16 protein-coding genes and 1 pseudogene are annotated in these 22,384 nt (G+C 65.8%); 11 read left to right on the forward strand and 6 right to left on the reverse strand.

Annotation, left to right across the window (positions count from 1 at the left end; all coding sequences use genetic code 11):
* Positions 1 to 40 precede the first annotated feature (40 nt).
* Positions 41 to 463, reverse strand: a complete 423-nt coding sequence (locus ICW72_RS09815; RefSeq protein WP_223880950.1) for a PadR family transcriptional regulator — start codon at positions 461 to 463, stop codon at positions 41 to 43.
* 325 nt (positions 464 to 788) lie between these two features.
* On the opposite strand from ICW72_RS09815, the gene ICW72_RS09820 reads away from it, so the two are divergent.
* On the forward strand, positions 789 to 1,400 hold the full coding sequence (locus ICW72_RS09820) for a Rossmann-fold NAD(P)-binding domain-containing protein (RefSeq protein ID WP_191086013.1): 612 nt from the start codon (positions 789 to 791) through the stop codon (positions 1,398 to 1,400).
* 209 nt (positions 1,401 to 1,609) lie between these two features.
* Here ICW72_RS09820 and ICW72_RS21220 read toward each other — a convergent pair whose 3' ends face one another.
* Positions 1,610 to 1,813, reverse strand: coding sequence for a hypothetical protein (locus tag ICW72_RS21220; RefSeq protein WP_191086014.1), 204 nt, complete (start codon positions 1,811 to 1,813; stop codon positions 1,610 to 1,612).
* On the opposite strand from ICW72_RS21220, the pseudogene ICW72_RS21035 reads away from it, so the two are divergent.
* The 4 genes and pseudogenes from ICW72_RS21035 to ICW72_RS09845 form a co-directional block, all read left to right on the forward strand.
* Positions 1,750 to 2,430: pseudogene (locus ICW72_RS21035) on the forward strand (TolC family protein); the annotation flags it as partial. The gene ICW72_RS21220 and the pseudogene ICW72_RS21035 sit on opposite strands and share 64 nt — an antisense overlap.
* Positions 2,431 to 2,504: 74 nt before the next feature.
* On the forward strand, positions 2,505 to 2,930 hold the full coding sequence (locus ICW72_RS21330; protein ID WP_408639230.1) for a TolC family protein: 426 nt from the start codon (positions 2,505 to 2,507) through the stop codon (positions 2,928 to 2,930).
* Positions 2,931 to 3,016: 86 nt separating this feature from the next.
* Positions 3,017 to 3,535 carry a recombinase family protein gene (locus tag ICW72_RS20660; protein WP_223880951.1) on the forward strand — a complete coding sequence of 173 codons (519 nt, stop codon included), beginning with the start codon at positions 3,017 to 3,019 and terminating at the stop codon, positions 3,533 to 3,535.
* A gap of 157 nt (positions 3,536 to 3,692) precedes the next feature.
* Positions 3,693 to 4,010 carry a hypothetical protein gene (locus tag ICW72_RS09845; protein ID WP_191086361.1) on the forward strand — a complete coding sequence of 106 codons (318 nt, stop codon included), beginning with the start codon at positions 3,693 to 3,695 and terminating at the stop codon, positions 4,008 to 4,010.
* A gap of 163 nt (positions 4,011 to 4,173) precedes the next feature.
* Here the strand turns inward: ICW72_RS09845 and ICW72_RS09850 are convergent, their stop codons facing one another.
* The 4 genes from ICW72_RS09850 to ICW72_RS09865 form a co-directional block, all read right to left on the reverse strand.
* Positions 4,174 to 8,613 carry an AAA family ATPase gene (locus tag ICW72_RS09850; protein ID WP_191086015.1) on the reverse strand — a complete coding sequence of 1,480 codons (4,440 nt, stop codon included), beginning with the start codon at positions 8,611 to 8,613 and terminating at the stop codon, positions 4,174 to 4,176.
* 64 nt (positions 8,614 to 8,677) lie between these two features.
* Positions 8,678 to 9,715, reverse strand: a complete 1,038-nt coding sequence (locus ICW72_RS09855; RefSeq protein WP_191086016.1) for a hypothetical protein — start codon at positions 9,713 to 9,715, stop codon at positions 8,678 to 8,680.
* Positions 9,716 to 9,827: 112 nt separating this feature from the next.
* Positions 9,828 to 10,669 (reverse strand): IS5 family transposase gene (locus ICW72_RS09860; RefSeq protein WP_408639218.1). Its coding sequence is split into 2 segments (ribosomal slippage): positions 9,828 to 10,288 and positions 10,288 to 10,669, totalling 843 coding nucleotides; the frame shifts between segments, so codons are not numbered across the junction.
* A gap of 57 nt (positions 10,670 to 10,726) precedes the next feature.
* Complete coding sequence (locus ICW72_RS09865; RefSeq protein WP_191086017.1) at positions 10,727 to 13,690, reverse strand: HigA family addiction module antitoxin; 2,964 nt, start codon at positions 13,688 to 13,690, stop codon at positions 10,727 to 10,729.
* A gap of 273 nt (positions 13,691 to 13,963) precedes the next feature.
* On the opposite strand from ICW72_RS09865, the gene ICW72_RS21045 reads away from it, so the two are divergent.
* From ICW72_RS21045 to ICW72_RS09890, 6 genes are all read left to right on the forward strand, one after another.
* On the forward strand, positions 13,964 to 14,086 hold the full coding sequence (locus ICW72_RS21045; RefSeq protein ID WP_269749848.1) for a hypothetical protein: 123 nt from the start codon (positions 13,964 to 13,966) through the stop codon (positions 14,084 to 14,086).
* Positions 14,087 to 14,378: 292 nt separating this feature from the next.
* Positions 14,379 to 15,110 (forward strand): ImuA family protein, encoded by a 732-nt coding sequence (locus tag ICW72_RS09870; RefSeq protein WP_191086018.1) that lies wholly within the window; start codon positions 14,379 to 14,381, stop codon positions 15,108 to 15,110.
* Entirely contained in the window at positions 15,110 to 16,471 is a 1,362-nt protein-coding gene (locus ICW72_RS09875) for a Y-family DNA polymerase (protein ID WP_191086019.1), read from the forward strand. Before ICW72_RS09870 ends, ICW72_RS09875 begins: the two co-directional genes overlap by 1 nt.
* Positions 16,472 to 16,645: 174 nt before the next feature.
* Complete coding sequence (locus tag ICW72_RS09880; protein WP_191086020.1) at positions 16,646 to 19,783, forward strand: error-prone DNA polymerase; 3,138 nt, start codon at positions 16,646 to 16,648, stop codon at positions 19,781 to 19,783.
* A 252-nt stretch (positions 19,784 to 20,035) separates the two neighbouring features.
* A complete protein-coding gene (locus ICW72_RS09885; protein WP_191086021.1) occupies positions 20,036 to 20,320 on the forward strand; it encodes a ribbon-helix-helix domain-containing protein in 285 nt (94 codons plus the stop codon).
* 1,615 nt (positions 20,321 to 21,935) lie between these two features.
* On the forward strand, positions 21,936 to 22,154 hold the full coding sequence (locus tag ICW72_RS09890; protein WP_191086022.1) for a helix-turn-helix domain-containing protein: 219 nt from the start codon (positions 21,936 to 21,938) through the stop codon (positions 22,152 to 22,154).
* The last annotated feature ends 230 nt before the right edge of the window (positions 22,155 to 22,384 follow it).

Genomic DNA, 22,384 nt, shown 5'->3' on the forward strand with positions numbered 1-22,384 from the left:
TTGACCATCAATGTATTTCTACAAAAGGGGTGTCTCGTGGCTATGCGTTGGCATTGTCCCTCCGAGCGCGCGCCTGATCCGCCGCCGCGAATGCACGGCCCGTGTCCTGCAAGGCCTCGGTGGCCTCCATCCAGGCGTCCAACGCGACGCGGAAAGCGGTGCGACCGGCATCCGTCAGGGCGTAGACGCGACGCTGCCGGCCGCTCACGACTTCCTCCGTGGCGGTCACGAAGCCTCCGGCTTCGAAGTCGCGGAGTACCGGGTAGATGGTGCCCTCCGTGGGAGAGCAGCAGCCCTTGGTGGTGCGCTCGACGAGGCGCGCGATGTCGTAGCCGTGCATCGGTCCGTCATGCAGGACACGCAGGATGAAGAATTTGCTGAGGCCCATCTTGATCGTGCCGGCCCAATAGCCGCGGGAGGCGTAGTCGACCCGAGGGGGCGGGAGGGAAAGGGCGGTCCGCATGATGGGATCATATGCCTTGGACCCCGACCCATCAAGGAAAAATATATAAGATGCGGCCAGTCACTGTGGACATCCGAAATGGGCTCGATGGTCAAAGCGCCCTTCCTTGCGAGAGCTGGCCGCGCCAGCACGCCGAGGCTGACCGGGGCGGAGCAGGGCCTGCTTGCGGCGATGCCGGGGTGATGCCGGGGCGGCCGACCTTTCAATACGGCCTTTCCGTAGACTGATTATTCACCCGTCTCGGCGACACTTCCGCTTCCCCGCGAGGCCACTTGTTGCGCGGCACAAATGACCCGGCCTCGGGCCGCCACGGAGATGATGGGCGATGTCAGTGAGAATCGATTCAAACGAGCAACTGCGCGACGCCGTGCGGGCGGAACTGCACCCGGCTTTGGCGGACCTGCAGCGCTTTGTGGACCGGCGCATTGCGGAGTTGAGCGCGGAGCTGCACGCCAGCGTCGAAATCGCCGACATGGGCGAGGAGCAAATGAAATCCGCGCTGGCGCGCATCCACGACCAGATCGGACAGCTTGTCGCCGTGCCGGCGGCCGCCACGCGCAATAGCGGGCTGGAGCTGGAAGCGGTGGTGCAGGCCACCGAAGCCGCCGCCAACACCATCATGGAGGCGGCGGAGGCAATCCAGGCCTGGGTTGCCAGCGGCGCGCAGGACAAGGATGCGGTGGCCGCCATCGCCGCGCGCGTGAGTTCGATCTTCGAGGCCTGCACCTTCCAGGATGTGACCGGCCAGCGCATCCGGCGCGCGATACAGCACCTCCAGCAGGTCGAGAACATGCTGGAGACGATGATCCCGCCGGGCAGCCGCCCCGAAGTGTCGCGCGAACAGGTCGAGGTGAAGACCGCCATGCGCACCGTGGAGTCCCCGGCAGGCGGGGATATCGACCAAGCCGCAATCGACGCCCTGCTCAACGACTTCTGAGCGACCCCGCCGCAAGCCCCGGCGCCGCAAGGCGAAAAACCAACGCTGCTGCCGCCGGAGGTGGTCACCGCCACATGGGAGGGGGCCAAGCCCGCATGCCTGGCCGGGCTGCGGAAGGCGCTTCGTGCGTTGGTGTCGCGTGTGGAGGCAGCGCCTCCCTCACGCACCTCCCCCTGCCTTCCATCGGTTCAGGCTTCCTGGGCCGGCTCTCAGAGCTTCCCATCAATCAGCGCACGAAGATCCGCGGCCAGGCGGCGCCACTCGTCCTCATTCAGCCGGAAGAAGCCCAGGGCGTCCAGCATGAACGCTCCCTCGGTCGCGAACAGGGCAAGGCGGGCGCGGCGGCTTCTTCCCCTCGCTCGGGCTCGGCGCGCAGGCCACGCGGCAGAGGGCGGAGCCGGCGCAAGCCGCATCCTCCCCCTACAGCTTGCGCACCGAGCGGCTGGAGGTGAGCTACGCGCCCGACCTGTTCGGCGGCACCCGCCGCGAGGTGGAAGGCCTGGTGGCGGAGGCCGACCGCCAAGGCTTCGAACTGGCCGCGGCGGCGCTCAGCGTCAGCGGCAACCTCATCAACGCCGTCATCGAGGAGGCGGCGCTGCAGGCGCAGCTTGCGGCGACCCAGGAGATCATCGCGGTGGCCGAGGACAGCCTCCGCCTGCTGCGCAGCCGCCTCGCCCTGGGGGCCGTGCCGCGCGGCGATGTGCTGCTCCAGGAGGCCGAGGTGATGCAGCGGCGCGCCGAGCTTCCAGCCCTGCAGAAGGCGGTGGAGGCGCGACGGACGCTGATCACGGTCCTGCTGGGCCGCACCCCGGATCGCCCTCCGCCCCCGCTACCGACACTGGACGCGCTGCGCCTGCCGGAGACGCTGCCCGTCAGCCTGCCCTCCGCGCTGGTGCGGCAACGGCCGGACATCCTGGCGGCGGAGGCCGCGTTGCGGGCGGCCAATGCCGGCATTGGCGTGGCCACGGCGAACATGCTGCCGCGGCTGGCCCTGACCGCGGGCTACGGCACCGCGCAGGGGCCAGGCGGGGATGCCTTCACGCCGCAGGGGCTGATCTGGTCGATGGCGGCAGGCCCGGCACATCCGCTGTTGCAGGGGGACGGCTGGCGGCCCAGCGGGATGCCGCCGTCGCCGCGCGCGATGCCGCCGCCGCCCGATACCGGGTGGCGGTGCTGGGGGCGTTCCGCGATGTCGCGGACGCCCTGCGCGCGATCGCGTCGGATGCCGAGGAGCTGCGCGCCCGCCGCGAGGCTGCGCGCGCCGCGGCGCAGTCGCGGGAGATCGCGCGGCGGCAGCAGCGCCTTGGCGCCATCTCGCTGCTGGAGGTCCTGGCCGCGCAGCAGGCCGATGCGCGCCCGCATCGCGCTCGTCCAGGCGACGGCGGCACGCTTCAGCGACACCGTGGCGCTGCACATCGCCCTGGGCGGCGGCGTCCTGACCGACCAGGACCTGTCCCGCCTGTCGCCGTGAGCGAACTCGGGCACGCGATCCGCTTACCCGCCCATCGCGTGATCCGCGCGGGCGGATGACGTCCTGGTTCCGATCCGCATCCGCGGCCGCCGGTACGGTACTACCGCGCCGCGGACGTCCGCGAGCTGTGGGAGGAGGGGCGCCGATGAATTCCTTTGCGGCACAGGGACATGACTGCCCTGCCTCAGAATGGTCGCCAGTCGATTTGATAATTCGCGGGTGTCGGATCATCACGCTCTCGGAGGGCGAGGTCTCGGAGCTGCATGTCGGGCTCAAGGGCACGATGGGGGCGCTGTACCTCAAGGACCTGGCCGACAAGACGCGTCGCGGGTTGGAGGGTGGGGTGCGCGAGGGCAAGTCTGGCGGCGGGCTTTGCTATGGCTACCGTGTAGTACTGGGTGCCCTGGACCGGCGCGGCGAGCCCGAGCGGGGGCTGCGGGAGATCGATCCGGTCCAGGCGGCGGTGGTGCGGCGCATCTTCGAGGCATTCGCGGCGGGCGACAGCCCAAAGGCCATCGCAAAGGCGCTCATTGCCGAGAGCATTCCGGGGCCACGCGGCGGCATCTGGCAGGCGGGCACGATTCGCGGTCAGGCCAAGCGTGACACCGGGCTGCTGCGGAACCGGCTGTATGTCGGAGCGCTGGTATGGAACCAGCGCCGCTGACTCAAGGAGCCGACGGGTGGCGGGCGTGTGGCGGGCGCCAATGCGGCCGAGGAGGTGGTCGTCACCTCCGTGCCGGAGCTGCGGATCATCGAGCAGCCATTGTGGGAGAAGGTGCAGGCGCGGCTCGAGGAGTATCGTGCCCTGGTGGAGGAGAGCGATGCGGACGCCTTCGCTGCATCCGATCCTGGCCGAGGTCTATCGCGCGCGCGTGGCAAGCCTTCGGGAGGGGCTTGAGCAGGAGGGCACCACGGAGGTTCGGGAGGCGCTTCGTGCGTTGGTGTCGCGTGTGGAGGTCCATGCGGACCGGATCGAGCTTGTGGGCGAGCTGAGCGCCATGCTGGCCACGGCTGGCGTGGAAGGCCTTGGCGGAAATGCAAAAAGCCCGCTGACGTGTGCCAGCGGGCTTTTTGGTTCTGTATCAGTGGATGCGGGGACGTGCAGCCTACGATGCCAATACGTCGAGGTGCCCATTTGATCCCCGCGCAACCCTGGCTCGGAGGGTTAGGGGGCACTATTTCCAATCCCTTCCCCTGTTCCAGTCGGCTTGGGGCACAAGTCGTACTCGCCGCAAGTCCATCAACGTTGTGCCGCCTGCCACACGGCATGTCTAGACAAGGTGCCAGAGCTTCCAGGAGAGGTCACCCGAACCGATTCCGATCAAAGCGGCCCATATGCTCTTCAATCCCGTAGACCTCGAGCGCAAGTAGAGCCTCGAATAACTCTGTCCCGATATGGCGAGCCGCCTCAATCCTTTGTAAAGCCGTAGCGATCTCAAAAAGATCGGAGGAGGATGACGCCCATCTGCTGCCCTGATTTGGCTCCTCTCCGCCATTAGCCTTAACCATACTAAGCGCCACCTCGCCAACAAGGAACGGATCAATTCCATCGCGGAGGGAGCTCTTTAGTAGGACAGGTAGGAAATGCTGATCAGACGTAAGGATGGCATTAGATGCTCGACAGGCGCGCAATACGCGTTCGGTGGCAACGTCACATGGCTTGCCCTGGTGCAAGCTGAAGATCGAGCGCAAGCCAGTGGCAAGCTTATGATCTGCTAGTGGCGCAAGGCGCTCGATCCAGGAGGTCGCTGCGCTACGGCAAGCCACCTCGGGCCAGACCCCTGCAACCGTGCAAGCGATCCCAAAAACGAAGTCAGACGTCTCTATGCCAACGGTCGTCGATCCAATCCATTCCTCCAGCATCGCTGCGGGCAACGGATCCTCAGGAACGGTGAACGCGCGCAACATCACGAACTCCCCCGCAGCCTGCTGAGCCCGGTCCCAGTCGCCCGACAAAAGCTTTGTGATCCAGCGGTGAACCACCGGCGCAGGAAGCCAACGGTGGGTCCAGGCGAGTAGCCGCAGTCCCTCGATACTGCCTGAAAGCGCGGGTTCCTTCTCAAAAAGACGTTCGAGGAACGCTACGGCCCGCTCGCGATCGGCATGCTGAAGGAAGCGGAGGTTGTCCGCCGCCGCCGTCCAGACCTTCGGATTCTCACATCGCTCAAGATGCTCCTCGAGGATCGCGAGCCAAAGGTCAGCAGCCGGAGGCGACCGTAGCAGGAAACCGACCTCGAGGGCATGTAGTACCGGGTAGTTGCCCCCGGGCAGTATCCTCATCCCACCCATGCCCCACAGGAGCGGATGCAAACGATCTTCGTCTTTTTTCGGCTTCTCGGCCTCCTCCTGTGCCTTTCTCTCGGACTGTGTGTGCTCGGCGAGCCAGCCGGCGATAGTGGTGCAGACCCGGTCATCCAGCCCGCCTAGTCGGGACGCCATTTTAGCAACGACCCATGCGGCGCCGTGTCGAAAGTGAGGGGACGAGAAACCTCGATTGTGAAGCTCCATCACGAGGCCGACGATTTCCTCGGGCAAGACGTCGTCTCGTTGAGACATCTCGCTGATCGCATGCTCCACTGGGCGCTCCATATCGCCCGGAGCCATTTTTTGGATGAGCCGTTTCGCGCGGTCCGGGTGCTCCTTCGCGAAAGCACCGAAGACCCTCGCGGCGTCCACGCTGCGGTTGCGCCGGCGTTCGAAAACGCTACCCCATGCGCTGCCGTCGGGATGCAGCCCGAGAAACCCAAGAATGTCACGGTCCCTCGCCTTCGCCATCGAGTCAGCGGTCATCGCCACATCCTCAACATCCCGGACGACTATCCCACCTCCCCTCGACGGCTCTCCAACAGCGCGAAGCTCCTCCTGAATCAGTCGAGTGAGGGACTGAGTGCGGCTCGCCTCCGGCACGGCCATGAGTAGGTCGAGCTGATCCTGGCGGACCCACTTTGACGCCTGCATGCGATGCGCCAGATCGTAGTCCGCTAGGGCCCGTCCCTGCGTCCAACGCCTGATCGCGTCTACGAGCCGCTGGAGGTCCAAGGGGGGCAGCTGCGGCGCGACTGCTGCGATGAGACTTACTGTCACCTTCCGTCGGTTATCGTACGTCCCGAGTTGGAATCGCCGGTCATCCCCAAGGAGATAGTCAAGCACTACAGACGGATGGCTTACAGCCACCGCAAGGTAGCCCGCGGCGAGGAAGTGGTGGAGGACCTCCAGGTCGGTCGAAATCACACCTGAAGCGAAGCTGACGAACGCATCAGGATCCTGGCCCGCCCACGCCGCGATGGCGTTCGCGAACGCCGGCCCAGGGCGGTCTCCGTCGTGGGATGAAGATCCGAAGCGCTCGAGGAGCGAGCCGTCATCATACTGGTAGCCGCCACGATGCTCGTAACCAGCAACTGTCAGGGCCGCTACCTGTGCGAACCAAGGCCAAAGTGTTTTCACATTTGCCGCCGGGGCGCTAAGGAGTAGCGCTCCGAACCCGTGCATGCCAGCCGGATCGGCCAGGACGCGCTTGAGGGCGGCGCCCGGTGAGCCTTCAGCACGGGCTTCCGCAAGCACCACGTCGAGTCGTCGGAGAAGAAAGCCCGGGAGCCGGCGCGGCAACGATCCATCAATGGATTTGGCGAGGTTCAAAAAGCTCCAAGATTCGATGGTCGGAACGATTTCCTCTGCAATATCCACGGCGGCATCGGTCCAGACTGTTAGACCATCGAGGACGAGAGATGCGCGGCCGCGCAATTCTGAAACCGTCCAATGCTTCGCGACCAGGGGCAGAACTATGTCGCGCCTGACGTTTACAACGGAGCGGAGGACTGCGCCGCAGGTCCATCCGAGAGGGTCGGGCGCACGCATAAGGTCGGTGATTCCCGGCAGCAGCCGATCGAACCAGCCGGTGCTTCCGATAGTCGCACGCAAGGCCCTTGCCCCTTCTTTGGGGTCAGTCACCACAGACAGAAGGAGGCGGGCCTCGCCGTCGGTCGGATGAGCCTGCTTCCCGACGAAATCTCGGAGCAGCCACCGTAAGTGGAGCCTAAGGTCCGGCGCGGTCCAAAGCTGCACGAGTTGTCGCTCGTAGCCGGAGGGATCGGATGCGCGAAGATAGGTCAGCGCGCTCCAGACGGTTGGCCGCGCGAAGATTGTGCTTTGTCGTGCAAGGGCATAATCCACGACGCTTTCTCCGTCGGCGACGAAGGCTCGGGCGCGCACGAAATCGAAGAGTGTCTGGTGCCGGAACCCAAGCCGGCGGCCGCTTCGCACTAGGAAGCCCGCCGCTTCCAGCCGTCCGACGGCGTCGCTGTACGCATCGAAGCGGGCGGAGGGAACCCAGAGGTCCTCCTCCTCGACCATCGCACGCGCTACAGCGTGGAGTGCATCCCCGTCTCTCTGTCCTGACGCACCGGAGAGGATTCGCCGGCGGAATACCTCCTCCAACATGTCGTGATAGCTCGGATAAGCCGCTCCGGCGTCGGCCAGGTATCGAAGGAAGAGGTCCAGGTGCTGGGGCGCGCAGAGCACCTCGCGAAACTCCGGGCTCCAGTTCGTCGGGTCGAGCCCCGCCCCTCTTAGGAGAGGTTCGACCGCATCCCAAGAAAGTAGCGGGAGGTGCAGCGAAGTGGCGCCGAGAGAGGTAAGACGCGCGTCGTGCCGGAATTCGAATTCTCGGCATGATAAGATGATAGCAAGGTTTCGATGGTTGCGGACGAGGGCGACGAGCGAAAGCAGCGCGCTAAGGCGGCCACCGTGCTGGTCCATGAGGTCGGCAAGCGCATCGAGCTGGTCGATCAAGAGGACGACGGGCCCCTCGGTCGCAAGACGGACGAGGCAGCGGTCCAGAGATTCCGGCACTCCCATCTCGGCATCAAGGTCGGCGAGGGACACAACACTACGGGGAAGAGCGTCTGCCTTGATCGCTAGGAGGGTTGTCCCCCGCGTAGCGAGTTCACCACCGAGCTTAGCGAGGAGCGCTGACTTCCCCGAACCCGGCTGACCGAGGAGCACTAGGGGCGGCCCTTCGAGCTTCGCGATGTGATCGAGCATGCTCGTCAACTCGGGCCGAGCGACCCACTGACCAGCAGTGGTAGCCGGCCAGGCGAGGAGGGTTGCCGACTTAACGCCAAGTACGCGGCGCACCCTCTCGGCGTCCTTGCCCTCGAATGCCGCTGGCACATCTGTGGGCGACGCTACACCCCCGAGTAGGTCTCGCGCACGGATGACCGCGTTGCCAGTTAGGCTTCGATGGATGTCTTCTATCCGCTCGGCCATCTGCCGCGTTCTCGGCGCAACATCGGGAAAATGTCGTTCCATGATCACCTCATGGCGCCCGATGAGTTGGCAGAGGTCGTCCCAGCCCATAGCCCGGACCTCGAACAGCCCCAGCGCGCGATGCTCTTCGGTGATGTCGCGAGCGAGCGCCTCTACGTCGGCACGCTTTGGCCCGGAGGTCACGAGGGTCCAATGCGTGAGCTTCGGGCTAAAGGTCAGTGCCTTTTCCACCTCCTTCCGAAGCTCGGCAGGCATAACCTCCTTCTCTGCGTAGTTGTCCTTCCCCTTGCACTGCACGGCGATCCAATCGCCGTTTGGCAGTCTGCCCCAGACGTCGACCCCGTGTTGCGCATCGCCACGGCGCCCATTCTTCTGGGCTGTGGGGTCACCCCACACCTCGGCGAATAGGGAACGGCAAATGTCTTCGAACGTCTCCCAGGACGTCGGAGGGGGATGCTGGAATGCCTCGAAGCTCACAACATGTGTCCACCGCCTTTGATGGGGCAATGTGAGGGGGCTGCATCAACGCCGCCGATATAGCCTAATATCGCATGCGCCGCGCGATTCTCGCGTCATTGTCCTCCCAATCGGCTTCGCTCAGATAAGCCTTCTCCACACCCCGCAGGATCGCCGCCACGCGCGGATGCGTGTAGGCTGTTGCGTCGGCCCATCCTCGATACTTGGCCGCGAGTTCACGTTCCTGCACACCCCCTTCACCACGCCAGTGCGCGCCGCGCGCGTTGCGCAGGGCGACATGCATTCCTCGTTCGATATGGTGGTTTGCGACCACCTCCAACGCGTCGCGCACCGGGAGGCAAGGCCAGACGTTGTCCTCGCCCGCCGGCGCTTTGGCCAGTATCTTGCCGATCATCTGATCGCCAGTGTCCAGCCTTGCCAGCGCGGACAGTGAAGCCTGCGCCTGCGCGACCCAGGCAATGATGCGAGCGGCTTCCAACTCGCCGTCGGGCACGCCGGGGATGAACTCAACCACGTCCAGAAGCCTGTAGGCTGCTTCTGCGCGACTGCTGCGCGCCTCCTCATCATTGAGTCTCAGCTCGGGCGGGTCTTCCTGGTCATCCTTGCGCTTCGTGAAGAACGCGACTGCGTGGACGAAGGACTCCGGTTGCGCCGCCATGGCGCGTGAAAGGTTGACCGGGATGCTTTCGCCTCGACCGAAAATGTCGATGAAGCGAAACTCAAGGCCCGCCATCTGATCGGTGGTAATCTCGCCGCTGTCGTTCAGAAGCTTAAACGCGTCGCGAAGCGCGTAGGGCTCGAGCATGTAGGTGTTCGCTGCCTCAGTCGAGTTGGTCAGGATGGCTACCAGCAGCGCGTAGAGCAGCGGCACGGGCAGCCCTTTTAGGTCGAGCTGGGAGAGTTGGAACGCCGCTCTCGGCCGCCGCGCGGCAATCAGTCGCTTCACGGCCTCGGGTAGGTCTGCCGGATCGCGGCTCCAGCGCGGGTTCACCTCGCTCCAATAAACCGCCTGAACCTTGTCATCGAGTTCGTCGACGAACGTCCAAGTCTTCTTGTCGAAGGGAGCCAACATTAGTAACTGAGCAATCTTCTCAGGCACCACGCATGAAGCCACGTCGCGCAGTATCGCGCCGTCCTCATCGCCAGCTTTCAGGAGCGCACCTTCGATAAGTTGGCCTCGGGCGCCCTTGACAGCCCATCCGGGAAGTTTGCTTTCACGCTGAGCGTCTTGGGGCCAGACGCCGAAGCATGATGCGGATCATGGCCATGCGCACGAAGGCGGCAGCGATACGGCAGTGGCGCTCGAAATCGCGGGCCAGCCGTCGGTTGCGGCTGATCCAGCCGATGGTGCGCTCCACGATCCAGCGCTTCGGCAGCACGACGAATTTGTGCCTGTCGCAGCGGCGGACGATCTCCATCTTCCACAATCCGGTGCGGGCAACGACAGCAGCCATCTTCGGCCCCCCATAGCCCGCATCGCCGATGATGCGCTCGACAAAGGGGAACAGCCTGCGCGCCTGGCGCAGCAGCGGCTCGGCGCCGTCGCGGTCTTGCACGCTGGCTGGGTGAACAACCACACCGAGCAGCAAGCCCAGCGTATCGGTCAGCAGGTGACGCTTGCGGCCGACGATCTTCTTGCCCGCGTCATAGCCGGACGGATCAAGCGTAGAGCCCCCTTTTGCGCCGCCTTTGCCGTCTGGCTGTCGATGATCGCCGTCGTAGGGCTGGCCTCACGGCCTGCCTGCTCGCGCACCGCGACAAAGAGCACGTGGTGCAGGCGCTCGATGGTCCCTTCCCACTCCCAGCGCGAGAAGTAGTCCCACACCGTGCTCTTCGGCGGCAGGTCCTTCGGCAGCGCGCTCCACTGGCAGCCGGTCGAGAGCACATAGAACACCGCGTTCAGCACCTCGCGCACATCCACCCTGCGCGGCCTGCCTCCGTGCTTCGCGGGTCGGATCAGCGGCGCCACCAGCGCCCATTCCGCATCCGTCAGGTCAGAGGGGTAACGCAGCCCGCGCCGATCCGCCGCACGTCGATGCTCCGCCGTCCACGCCATCCGTCTGCTCCCGCGAACCGTCCGTAGGACCAGAGAATCACATCCGATTCAGACGATTCAATTCCTTTCCGGATGGGCTCTGAGATCGCTTCCGTTCGCGATTTCTGCCAATGCCTCGGCCAGCGTTGCACGATCATCGAGGACCTGGGCCAGGAACCAACCTACATTATGTGCAGCTTGCCCGCGCTCAGCGAGGCGCAAAACTTCCTCCGCCCCGCCGCACGTAAAGACCTCTTCTACGGCTTGCGCTCTCAGCTCCGCGATACGCTCGGCACGTGCGCGGTGATCATAGTCATCGTCGATGACGTCGTCGGCCGATTCTTCGACCCAGCTCTGCCTGAACAGCCAGTCGTGACGCAGAACTAGATCGGCGGGCTGCAAGCGCTCGAAGGTCGCCTTAGCGCGGGTCGTTCTTTTGGCAGCTGCGCCTTTCGCGCCGCGCATTCGGGCGCGGCGCGTCAATACGGAGGTTCGAATCCGCTCGCGTAGGTCGGCCTTATCCTCCTCGCTCGCCGAGGTAATCCAGCGGTCAACTACGTCCCAGACCTCGTCGTGTAGCTCTTCGCCCACGCCGTCGAGGTTGCTGACCAGATCGCCGATCGTGGCAAGGGTATGGATGGGCCAGTCAAGCACGAGCCTGAAGAGAAACAACGTGAACGCGTTGTCCTCGCGGCGCGTGATCGGACTGCCCTTACCATGCCCGTCCGGTCGCCAGCGGGGTTTGTGGCTATAGTGGCCGACACGGGAACGCTGCGAGAATTGTTCGATGCAGATCGGCCAAGCGACGTTAGCGTGCCTATCAGCTAGCATCTTCATCGCGTCCTGCCGATGCTCGAGTTTGGCGCTCGTCTGCGGCATCCAAGAGCGGAAAATTGATGACAGGCTGCTGGAGGGCTTGTTCATAAGATTATCGTCGATCGCACGCTCCGCCAGCCGGCCGAGGACTAGCACCGTCCTCAGGAACAGCTCGTCGGACCAGGCGAGATTTTCCAGTGCCCACAGCAGCCCAGTGCGCGGCGAACTCACGAACGGAAAATCAGTTGCGGGGCGCATTAGTTCAAGGGTCACTGGCTTCTCGGCTCTCAGATCCGCCTCGATGATCGACAGGAACGTGTCTGGCGCCGCCTCCGCATAGAGCGGAAGGTTGTAGTTCTGCGATTGAAGCGTGCTGACCGAGAGCGGTGTGAGCAATTCACGTACCAGGTGTTCGGCATGCGCGGCGCAGTCGAAGTTAAGACGCCCCTTGAAAAGCGCTGGGCCGTAGACGGCCATCAGCACAAGCGTCTCGGCAAAGCCGTCTCGCAGCGCACCCGAAATCTCGCGCGTCTTGCCATAGATCGCGGCTGTCCATTGATCCTTCTCCGGGAGCTCGAGTGCCGGGTCCAGTTCGGCGAGAACCAGCGCTGCAACGTCGAAGAACCGCTGCAGATCGACCGCGGTGAAGCTGGTCTGGATGGCGAAAAGAGCGTCGATCTTCGAGACCACGCCGCGATAGCACCCGGCCGCCCAGACGGGGGCGCTGTCGAGCGGAAGCAGCGCCGCGATGCGGCGTTCGAGCTCCTCGAAGGCAACGTCGCCCGCAAGGATCTCCAGCATCGCCTGATCGGTCTTGTTGTCGGCTTTCCAGGCACCGGCTAGCACGAAGGGGATGAGGCCCGCTGCCGTCACCTGATCGGACGCCCAGTCCGGGGTGCGGATCGCGGCAAGGCGAGATAGGCGGCGCCGAAGCACCGTCGGCGAGCGACCGGATTCTCGGGCCAGCTGATCGATGCGATCTTTGTCTAGGCCCATCGCTTCCAGCGCCTTGTTAAAGCTCTCCCAGTTGAGCGTCTCAAGCTCGATGTCGGGTTTGGCGTTGGTCGCGTTACGCGGGTAAATGATGAAAGATGGCATCGACGACCGGAACGGCGCGAACTCCTTCTCGACCTCCCGCGACAGGATGACTGGAATGAAGTTGGTGACGCGTGCCGCAAGCTTGCTGAGCGGCCCGGGCTCGCGGAACACGATAATGCGGTCGCGATAGGCGCCTAACTCGGGATCGTCGGGTGCGAACGCAGCGCTAAGGAACGCTAGCACTTCATCTTTGGAATCGCCCACGATGACGGCAGGCTGATACGGATCGGAGCCGAGTATGCGCTTTAGCGTTACCTTCGCGCTGTTGACAGCATCCGTGAATATCGCTGGGGTCATTGGTGGCTCGCAGTCCGCACCCCAATCTCGTTCGGCATGATCCAACGAGATCGCGCCCTGCGCCTCCTGGCCGGTCTCGCTAGCAAACCAAGCTTGGCCAGCGATCGACTGTTCCAGCCACTGCTCGAGATCGCTGGCATCATATGCGCGAACGTCTCTCCAGAGTTTCTCCTTTTGGCGGGCTTTCATCCACGCCGACTTCCCCGACCACGATCGCGGCGTCACAAACACAAACGTCATCTTCCGGCGCTCATTCAACGGGATGGCTTTTACGCTCTTCGCGAAATCCCCATCGGCCTTGCCCTTGACATCCTGCGTGACGCCGAACTCCCAGCCCGAATGGCCTTCAGGAACCCATGGCGTTCCCTGTCCGGCAATGACCTCGCCGTCCCAACCTTCGCGTTCGCTGTTGTCGTTGCCGGGAAAGTCTGACCTGGTCAGGCCGCTCGTCGTGGAGTTCACCAGCGTCCGCAGAAAAACTGACAGGCGCTGCCGCGGCGCAATGCCGGTCGAACCCCACTCTTCGATGCGCGATGCCCGAATCTGGAGGAACGGGGGCACGTACGACTTGATAGCTAAGCTCGTGCCGCTTCGTTTTGATGTGGCAGCGTGCCAGTCGCTTTGCACGTCGAGCAGCTTGCGCGCCGAAACCCCGAACGCCGCCTCCAGCCGCGCCGCCATTTCGCTAGAGAGCTCGGCCTTCCCATTCAAAAAATTTGAGAGTGTCGGCCGACTAACTCCGAGATGCTGGGCAGCCTTAGTTACGTTCATTCCGGCTGGAATGACGAGATCGCGGACATAACGCCCAGGGTGTATCGGACTTTCGGTCATCGCTGTGATGTAGCACCGTAACGCTGCCGATCAATAGCGTGTAGCGTTACACGCTACATCTTGAATAGCCTTTTTACGAAGGGGCGCTGACATGTCCCTTTGGGGCGCCAGGCCGATAATGATGGAGACCTGCATCAGAACAGAGGTGGCCTGAGTGATCGAGACGGCGACGTTTCGCGACGGCGCCTGATAGGCGGTACCGTAGCCCTGGCGCGGGCTGACCGTTGACCAGCCCGCCGCTGACGCAGGCGCTCTTCTAAGGATGCGCACACCGTGAGCGCCTGCGCTGCACCCAAGACCAAGCGCCAACGGCACAGGCACAACATGCGCAACTACCATAGCTTCGCCGCCGATGACGGGTTCGGCTATTTCCTGCGCCTCCATCCGGATGCCTGAGAGCAAATCAAGACCCTCACCCCCAAGGAACGCGTGAATGCCCATTACTTGTTAGTGGACAAGGTCAACAACCTCTTTTTAAGCAAAACTACTTGAACCCACATGAGGTTTTACAAGTTGCGCATCGGGACTCACCGCATGCCCAGAAGCAACACCAAAACCTTCAGATCATATAATATTCTTTGGAATTGATTTATCGGACAATTCCGCATATATTCAGGTATTTATCAGATATAAATCCTAATTTCCTTGACCGTGGGAGATATGCGCCTCTACATAAGAATGTAGTCACATGTCCGCCCGTTCTCACCCCCTCCCGGACCACAGCGCCACCCTGGCCAGGCTGCGCGACCGGCTGGCCAGGCTGGACCGCACCGCGCAGGACCGTGACACCCTCTCCCTCGCGCCCGAGATCAACCAACACCTCCCCTGGGGCGGCCTTCCCCTCGCCGCGCTGCATGAGCTCCTTTCCGACGCCCCAGGCCACGCCACCGCCTTCGCCGCCCTGCTGCTGGCCCGGGCCCAGGCCCGCCTCGCCCGGCGCGCCGCCCTCTGGATCGCGGCCGAGCCCGATGCCTACCTCCCCGGCCTTACCGGGCTGGGCATAGACGGAACCCGGCTTTTCCTGCTGCGCGCGCCCCGACAGCGCGACGCGCTCTGGGCGGCGGAGGAGGCGTTGCGCTCCCCTTCCATCGCCGCCGTCCTGCTGCTGGGCGCCCGCAACCTGGACATGACCGCCGCGCGCCGCCTCCAACTGGCCGCGGAGGCGGGCGGCGGCATCGCCCTCCTGCTGCGGGAGGAAGCCTCCACCCCCGGCCCCACCGCCGCCCTGACCCGCTGGCGCATCACCCCTCGGGCCGCCGCCGCCACGCCCCATCATCTGGGCCCGCCCACATGGGAAGTCGCGCTGCTGCGCGCGCGGGGCGGCCGGCCGGGCGCCTGGCTCCTGCAATGGGACGCCGGCACGGGCCAGCTCACCACCCTCCCCACCGCCGCGTCGGCCGCCGAACGGAGGCGTGCCTGATGGCCGGCCGCCGCTGTGCCCGCACCCCCGCCTTGCCCCTGCCCCTGCCAGCGCGGAAGTTGCGGCCGCACGCACCTATCCCCGCCCCGCCCGAAACCCCCACGGGGCAGCGACGCTTCCTGGTGCTGCATGGCGCGCGCCTCGGCGAGGCGGCGGCCTGGGCGTTGCGCTTCTCACCCCTGGTGGGGCGTCTCGGCCCCGACGCGCTGCTGATCGAGACCACCGGCCTGCCCGAGGCCGAGCCCGCCCTGCTCGCCCGGGTGCTGGCCGCCTTCGAGCGCGCGGGCCTGCCCGCCACCGGCCTGCTGGGCACCGCCCCGGCGGCCCTGGGTGCGCTGCTGCGGGCCGGCCACCCGCCTGCCGTGCTGGCGCCGAGGGAGGAGGCGGCAGCGCTGCCCCACCTGCCCATCAGCGCCCTTGCCTTGCCGCCCGAGACCATCCTGGCCCTGCACCGCCTAGGCCTGCGCGACCTGGCCGCGCTGGAGGCGCAGCCCCGCGCGCCCCTGGCCCGCCGCTTCGGGGTGGTGCTGATGACGGAGCTCGCCGCCCTGCGCGGCGCCGTCGCGCCCTACACCCCCATCCGCCCCCCGCCCCGCCATGTCGCGGCGCGGGACTTTCTCGAACCTCTGCTCACCGCCCCGGCCCTGGCTCACGCGCTGCACCGGCTTGTGGTCGAGCTGTGCGAGGGGCTGAATGCCGAGGGCCAGGGGGCAAGGGTGCTCCGCCTCACCGCCTTCCGCGGCGACGGGACCTGGCAAGAGCTGGGCCAGGGAATCGGCCAGGCCAGCCGCGACCCTGCCCATGTTGAGCGCCTTCTCGCCCGCCGCATCGAGGAACTACGCCCCGAATTCGGCTTCGAGCGGATGATGCTGGCCGCCCCCGTCACCGAATGGCTGGACGCCCAGCAAGCCGCCCTGTCGCCCGAGGCCGGGCCGGAGGAGGCCCTGCCCCAGCTGCTCGACCGGCTGAGCCAGCGGCTGGAGGTGTGGCGCGCCGTCCCCCACGCCTCCCATTGGCCGGAACGCGCGCAGCGCCGCGCCTCGCCCTTCGCGCCCGCCGCCCCCTTCACCCCCGCGCCGCGCCCCCTGCGCCTGCTGCGCCGGCCCCTGCCGCTCAAGGCCGTGGCGCTGCTGCCGGATGCGCCACCCAGCCTGCTGCGCCATGGCGGCCAAGCCGAGCGCGTGGTCAGCGCCGAGGGGCCCGAGCGGCTGACGCCCGAATGGTGGCAGCCTGGTCGCCAGGCCCCGCCGCGCGACTATTACCGCGTGCAGCTGGCCTCCGGCGCCCGCTGGTGGGTGTGCCGCCGCGGTGAACCCGGCACCCCCGACACCCGCTGGTTCCTGCATGGGTATTTGTTTTAACGCCCTCAAACGCCGGGCCAGATTTCTTGCGCCCTCAGACGCCGGGCGCGGCCTCCGGCCGCTTGGCTTCGCCGCGCCGCGGGTGCGCCGGGCCATGCGGGCGGTTGGGCGGCGCCGGCCGCGTTGCGGCCGGATTCTTGGGGGGGCGGCGCTTGCGTTGGCTGGGGGCGCCTGATGTTCGGTGAGCCAGCCGCCCTGTCCAACTTCACCTTCCTCGACGGGGCCTCCCACCCGCAGGAACTGGCCGCGACGGCGCGTGCCCTGGGCCATACCGCGCTGGGCATCGCCGACCGCAACTCCATGGCCGGGCTGGTGCGCGGCATGGTGGCCTGCGAGCAGGCGGGGCTGCGCTTCCTGCCCGGTGTGCGGCTGCACCTCACGGATGGCAGCGAATACCTGGCCTGGCCCACGGACCGCGCGGCCTATGGGCGGCTCTGTAGCCTGCTGTCCGCCGCGCGGATGGAGGCGCCCAAGGGCGAATGCCCCATGGGCTTCGCGGACCTGCTCGGTGCCGCCGAAGGCCAGGTGCTCGCCCGCATCGCGCCCCCCATGCCCGATTCCGCCTTCGCCGCCCGCCACGCGCGTGAGGCCAGCGCCCTGCGCGAGCGGCTTGCCATGCCCCTGCTGCTCGCCGCCGCGCATCGTGCCAGCGGCGCTGATCGCCACCGCCTCGACACCCTTGCCGCACTGCCCGAGGCGCGGCTGATCGCCGCCGGCGGCGTGCGCTACCACGGCCCCGCGCGCCAGCGCCTGGCCGATGTGCTGACGGCCATCCGCCTCGGCTGCACGGTGGACCGGCTGGGCCTGGCGGCCGAGCCCAATGCCGAGGCCTGCCTCAAGCCGGAAGTGGAGCTGCGCCGCCTTTTCCAGGGGCATGAGGGGGCGCTGGAACGGGTGGGCCAGGTGCTGGACACCTGCCGCTTCTCGCTGCGCGACCTCGCCTATGAATATCCGGACGAGATCCTCGACCCTGGCCGCACCCCACAGGAAACGCTGGAGGCACGCGTGGCCGCGGCGGTGCGCGAATGCTGGCCGCAGGGCGTGCCCGAGCGCGTGGCCGCGCAGATCGCGCATGAGCTCGCCCTCATCGGCAAGCTGAACTACGCGCCCTATTTCCTGACGGTGCACGAGATCGTGCGCTATGCGCGTGGCCAGGGCATCCTCTGCCAGGGGCGTGGCTCGGCCGCCAATTCCGCCGTGTGCTTCGTGCTGGGCATCACCGCCGTGCCGCCCGACAAGCACGAACTCCTGTTCGAGCGGTTCATCTCCGAAGCCCGTGACGAGCCGCCCGACATCGACGTGGATTTCGAGCATGAGCGGCGCGAGGAGGTGATCCAGCACATCTACGCCCGCTATGGCCGCGACCGTGCCGCCATCGCCGCCACCGTCATCCGCTTCCGCGACCGCAGCGCCATCCGCGAGGTGGGCAAGGCGCTGGGCCTGTCTGAGGACGTGACCGCGCCGCTGGCCAAGGCGGCCTGGGGTTCGGAGGATCTGGGCTGGGAGGGCATCGCGCGGGAGCAGGGCCTTGATCCGGAGGAGCCGCGGCTGCGCCTCGCCTGCGAACTGGCCTCCGAGATCCAGGATTTTCCGCGCCACCTCGCCACCCATGTGGGCGGCTTCGTGATCACGCGCGGCAAGCTGACGGAGCTTTGCGTGGTGACGCGCGCCGCGATGGAGGACCGCCACACCATCGAATGGGACAAGGACGACATCGAGGCCCTGCGGATGCTGAAGGTGGATGTGCTGGGGCTGGGCATGCTGTCCTGCATCCGCCGCGCCATGGGGATGCTGGGCAAGCACGCGCTGACCGAAATCCCGGCCGATGACGGCCCCACCTACAAGATGCTCTCGCGCGCCGACAGCCTGGGCGTGTTCCAGGTGGAGAGCCGCGCGCAGATGAACATGCTGCCGCGCCTCAAGCCCGAAAAATTCTACGACCTCGTCATTCAGGTCGCGATCGTGCGGCCCGGGCCCATCCAGGGTGACATGGTTCATCCCTATCTGCGGCGGCGCAACGATGAAGAACCGCGGGACGTGCCCCCAGGGCTTGAGGCGGTTCTGGACAAGACGCTGGGCGTGCCGCTCTTCCAGGAGCAGGCCATGAAGATCGCGATCGTGGGCGCGGGCTTCTCCCCCGCGCGGGCGGACCAGCTGCGCCGCGCCATGGCCACCTTCAAGCGCAATGGCGACCTGCCGCAGTTCCGCGCGGAATTTCTCGAAGGCATGGCGCGTAACGGCTATGATCCCGGCTTCGCCGAACGCTGCTTTCGCCAGCTGGAGGGCTTCGGGACCTATGGCTTCCCGGAAAGCCATGCGGCGAGCTTCGCTCACCTCGTCTACATCTCGGCCTGGATCAAGTGCCACCACCCGGCGGTCTTCGCGGCCGCGTTGCTCAACAGCCAGCCCATGGGTTTCTACGCGCCGGCACAGATCGTGCGCGATGCGCGCGAGCATGGGGTGCGGGTACTGCCCGTGGACGTCACGCGCAGCGACTGGGACTGCACCTTGGAAGGAGGCGCGCTGCGTTTGGGTCTGCGCCAGGTGTCCGGCCTCTCCGAGGCGGCGGGACAGCGCATCGCCGCCGCGCGCCCCTTCCGGGACCTGCCCGAGCTGGTGCGCCGCGCTGGCCTGGACCGCCGCGCCGTGGAGCAACTGGCCGAGGCGGATGCACTGCGCGGCCTGGGGCTGGACCGGCGCGAGGCGCTCTGGGCCGCTGCGGCGGTGGAGCGGGAGGTGGCGCTGGACGCCCCCGTGCGGGAAGCAGCGCCCCAGCTGCCCCTGCCCAGCGCGGGTGAGCGCGTGGTGCTGGATTACGCCAGCACCGGGCTGACGCTGGGGCCGCATCCGCTGGCGCTGCTGCGCCCGCGCCTCGCTGCCCTGGGCTGCGCCGACACCCGCGCCCTGGCCGCGGCGCGCCAGGGGGCCTGGCTGCGTGTGGCGGGACTGGTGCTGGTGCGCCAGCGCCCGGGCAGCGCCAAGGGGGTGATGTTCTTCACGCTGGAGGATGAGCACGGCACCGCCAACCTGGTGCTCTATGCCGATCTGCAGCGCCGCTTTCGGCGGGAAGTGGTGTCCTCACGGCTGCTGCTGGCCGAGGGGCGGGTGGAGCGCACCGAGGCGCTGGTGCCCATTCTCCACCTCATCGCGCGGCGGATCGAGGATGGGTCGCATCTGTTAGGCGGGCTTGATGACGCGGCCTTCGATGGCGCCCTGGCACGGGCCGATGAGGTGGGGCGGGGTGGGCCGGCACCGAGACGGCGCGGGGTGGCGGTGGTGGGGTTGGCGCAGCCCAGTCGGGATTTTCGTTGAGGGCAAATCCAGCAATTCAAAATATTCGTCCAGAACGAATTATATAAATTGGGTCCTTAGTAATTATTACTAATGATTATTTTGTATTATTGTGATATATTTAATTTCGAGATAAAAATCTCAAACCCACCATTAGGATCAAATCATGACCCCTCTGCCTTGGGGCTGCGGCTTCGCGCCGTGGCCTTGGCGCGGGCTGGCCCTCGGCTGGCCTGCTGCTGACACACGCGCCCCTGTGGGGATGCGCGCACGATGAGTGCCGACCGCAAACCCCCGCCTCCGGGCGGGGAGGAGCAGCCGGCGCTCCCCCTCCCCGACCCTGCGCCCAAGTCCAAGCGACGACGGGTCGGGGACAACACGCGCCACCGCCGCGGCATCGCGGCTGATGGCAGGATCGGCCAGACCCTGCGCCTTCACCCGGAGGCCTGGGAGCAACTCAAGATCCTCACCGCCAAGGAGCGCGTGAACGCCCATGACCTGCTGGTCGAGGCGGTCAACGACCTCTTCGTCAAGCACGGCTACCCACCCATCGCGTGACCTCGCGCGGGTGGGCGCACCACACGAGACGGCCCCGACGAAAGTCGGGGCCGTTTTCGCGTTCACATGGTCTCAGCCTTCTTGCCCCTACGCTTAAATCGGTCGTTGAGTCTTCTTCAAGGCGGCAATAGGGCTCCATCAATGCAAGGGAAGGGTGCGGCGCCTAGTCGCAGCCCCGAGTGGCGTTGCCCGGACACGCCTCGAACGCCTACTTGCCGATGTCTCAGCCAACCATAATGATCTTTGCGGTGGACGCCTCCTTTACAGTAACCGTATAGGATAGACCCTCGCGTCTATAGTGCCGTCGGATGACCAGGATCCGAATCACCGCCGCTTGCTCATGGTATCTCAACCCGGTCGAGGCATAATTCAGCCTCGCCATCCATTCCCGTGGGCTTACATCCGAGGTGTTTTCAGGCACGCTTTGCTGGAGACAAAACCGTCCCTTGTCGGCTGCGGAAACAATGACAAATAACACTCGTGTCTTCCCTCAACCAATCAATATCATTATCCCGGCGGGAACGGGGCACGTTACAGTCATCGCATATTTACTGGCCACGATTGGACGCCCACCGACCTCCTCCAATGACCGCGGATGGCGGGAAACAGTCTCCGCCTATCGCCGGACCCAGCTCGAGGACGAGGCGATAGCACGGTTGCAGGATACCACGGGGGCGGCATCCGGATTCTTACACATAGCGCCAGAAGATCTCCTGCTGCCCGATCAGATCAGGGCGGCTCGACTCAAAGACGCTCGACTATGTGTCGACCGAGCAGCATTTGCCGCGGCCGTCGCAGCCCCGGAAATCATCAAGGATGTGCATGAGGTACTTGGAAGGCCCTTGGAGGAATTGCCGCGACAGGTCCGCGTTCCAGAGACGCGAGAAAAGCGAATCGAACGCCTCCTACGGGCGGAGGACGATAGCATCGAGGATCGTGATGCGGCGGCAATCCCTGGGGCACCCCGTCGACTGACCTTCTCGGGCTTTGCCAGCCAGATGACCCCAAGGAATGTCCAGACGCGCATCCTACGGCCGGCCGAGCCTGTGCTTCATCTGGCGCTTGCCCTGAAACTCCGAGCCGACCAGATCGAGAGTGCCCTACACAGGATCCACCCTGACCGGGCTGCCTGGGAAAGGGAGGGGCTTGGCACTTCGCCCATTCGGCAGCCTGATGGCAGTGCTATCATGCGACCTCGCCTTACAGAGCGTCACCTCTTCCAGTTGGGGGCCTCTTCGCGGACACAATCGAACTCGCGGAATACCTGCGCCCGCTGACGGAGGCCTATATCCGCGATGGCCGCAGGAAAGATCTGCGCCCGATGGTGTGCCTGTCAATGGGCTGAGCAACTCTCAGCAAATCCGCGTGAACTGAAACCTGACGCTCTGGCTGCACCGGTAATTCGGCGGCGCCATGCCGCATGTTCCGCCCCTTCCCGAGGCGAAATCACGTTCCGCCGCTGAGGCGGCGCTGCGCGAACTCGCTCGTGTGCTGGGGCGGCAGGCGGCACGCGAGGCCATTATCGCATCTGGCGCCAAACCATCCCCAGCAGCCGGCCACCTGGAATGGCCGTCAACGGGGTGCGTGGGCACGGCGCCGCCCGAGGGAGCGTCCGATGAATGAAATGGTACCTGGTGGCCCGGCCTCTATGGACGGGCTGGGCGAGCGGCTGCTGACGCAGTCGGAGGTGGCGTACCTCCTTCGCGTGGACAGGGTTACGGTTCGCCGCCTGACCGCGTCCGGCAAGTTGCGCAAGGTGGATTTCGGCAAGCGGCGCATGGTGCGCTACCGCCCCGAGGATGTCGCGGCTTTCCTGGCGGGAGAGGCGCCATGACCCGAGAAATCAATGACTTGTTCGGGTTTGGTGAAGGCTGTGCCGAACCTATGGCGGTGGTCAACCCTGGTAAGGGTTCCCGAATGTCCCCTCCAGTCCCCTCCCGCCGAAATGCCCCCTCCCGCGCCGTGGCGGCGCTCCAGCCCTCGCTGTTCCTGCCCGAGGGTAGCGAATGCGAGCCGCTGCCGCCGCCCATGCCTGTGCCGGAGCAGGCCCCGCCGCCAATGCCT

This window comes from Roseococcus microcysteis (assembly GCF_014764365.1).
In the GTDB taxonomy this organism is placed as follows: Bacteria; Pseudomonadota; Alphaproteobacteria; order Acetobacterales; family Acetobacteraceae; genus Roseococcus; species Roseococcus microcysteis.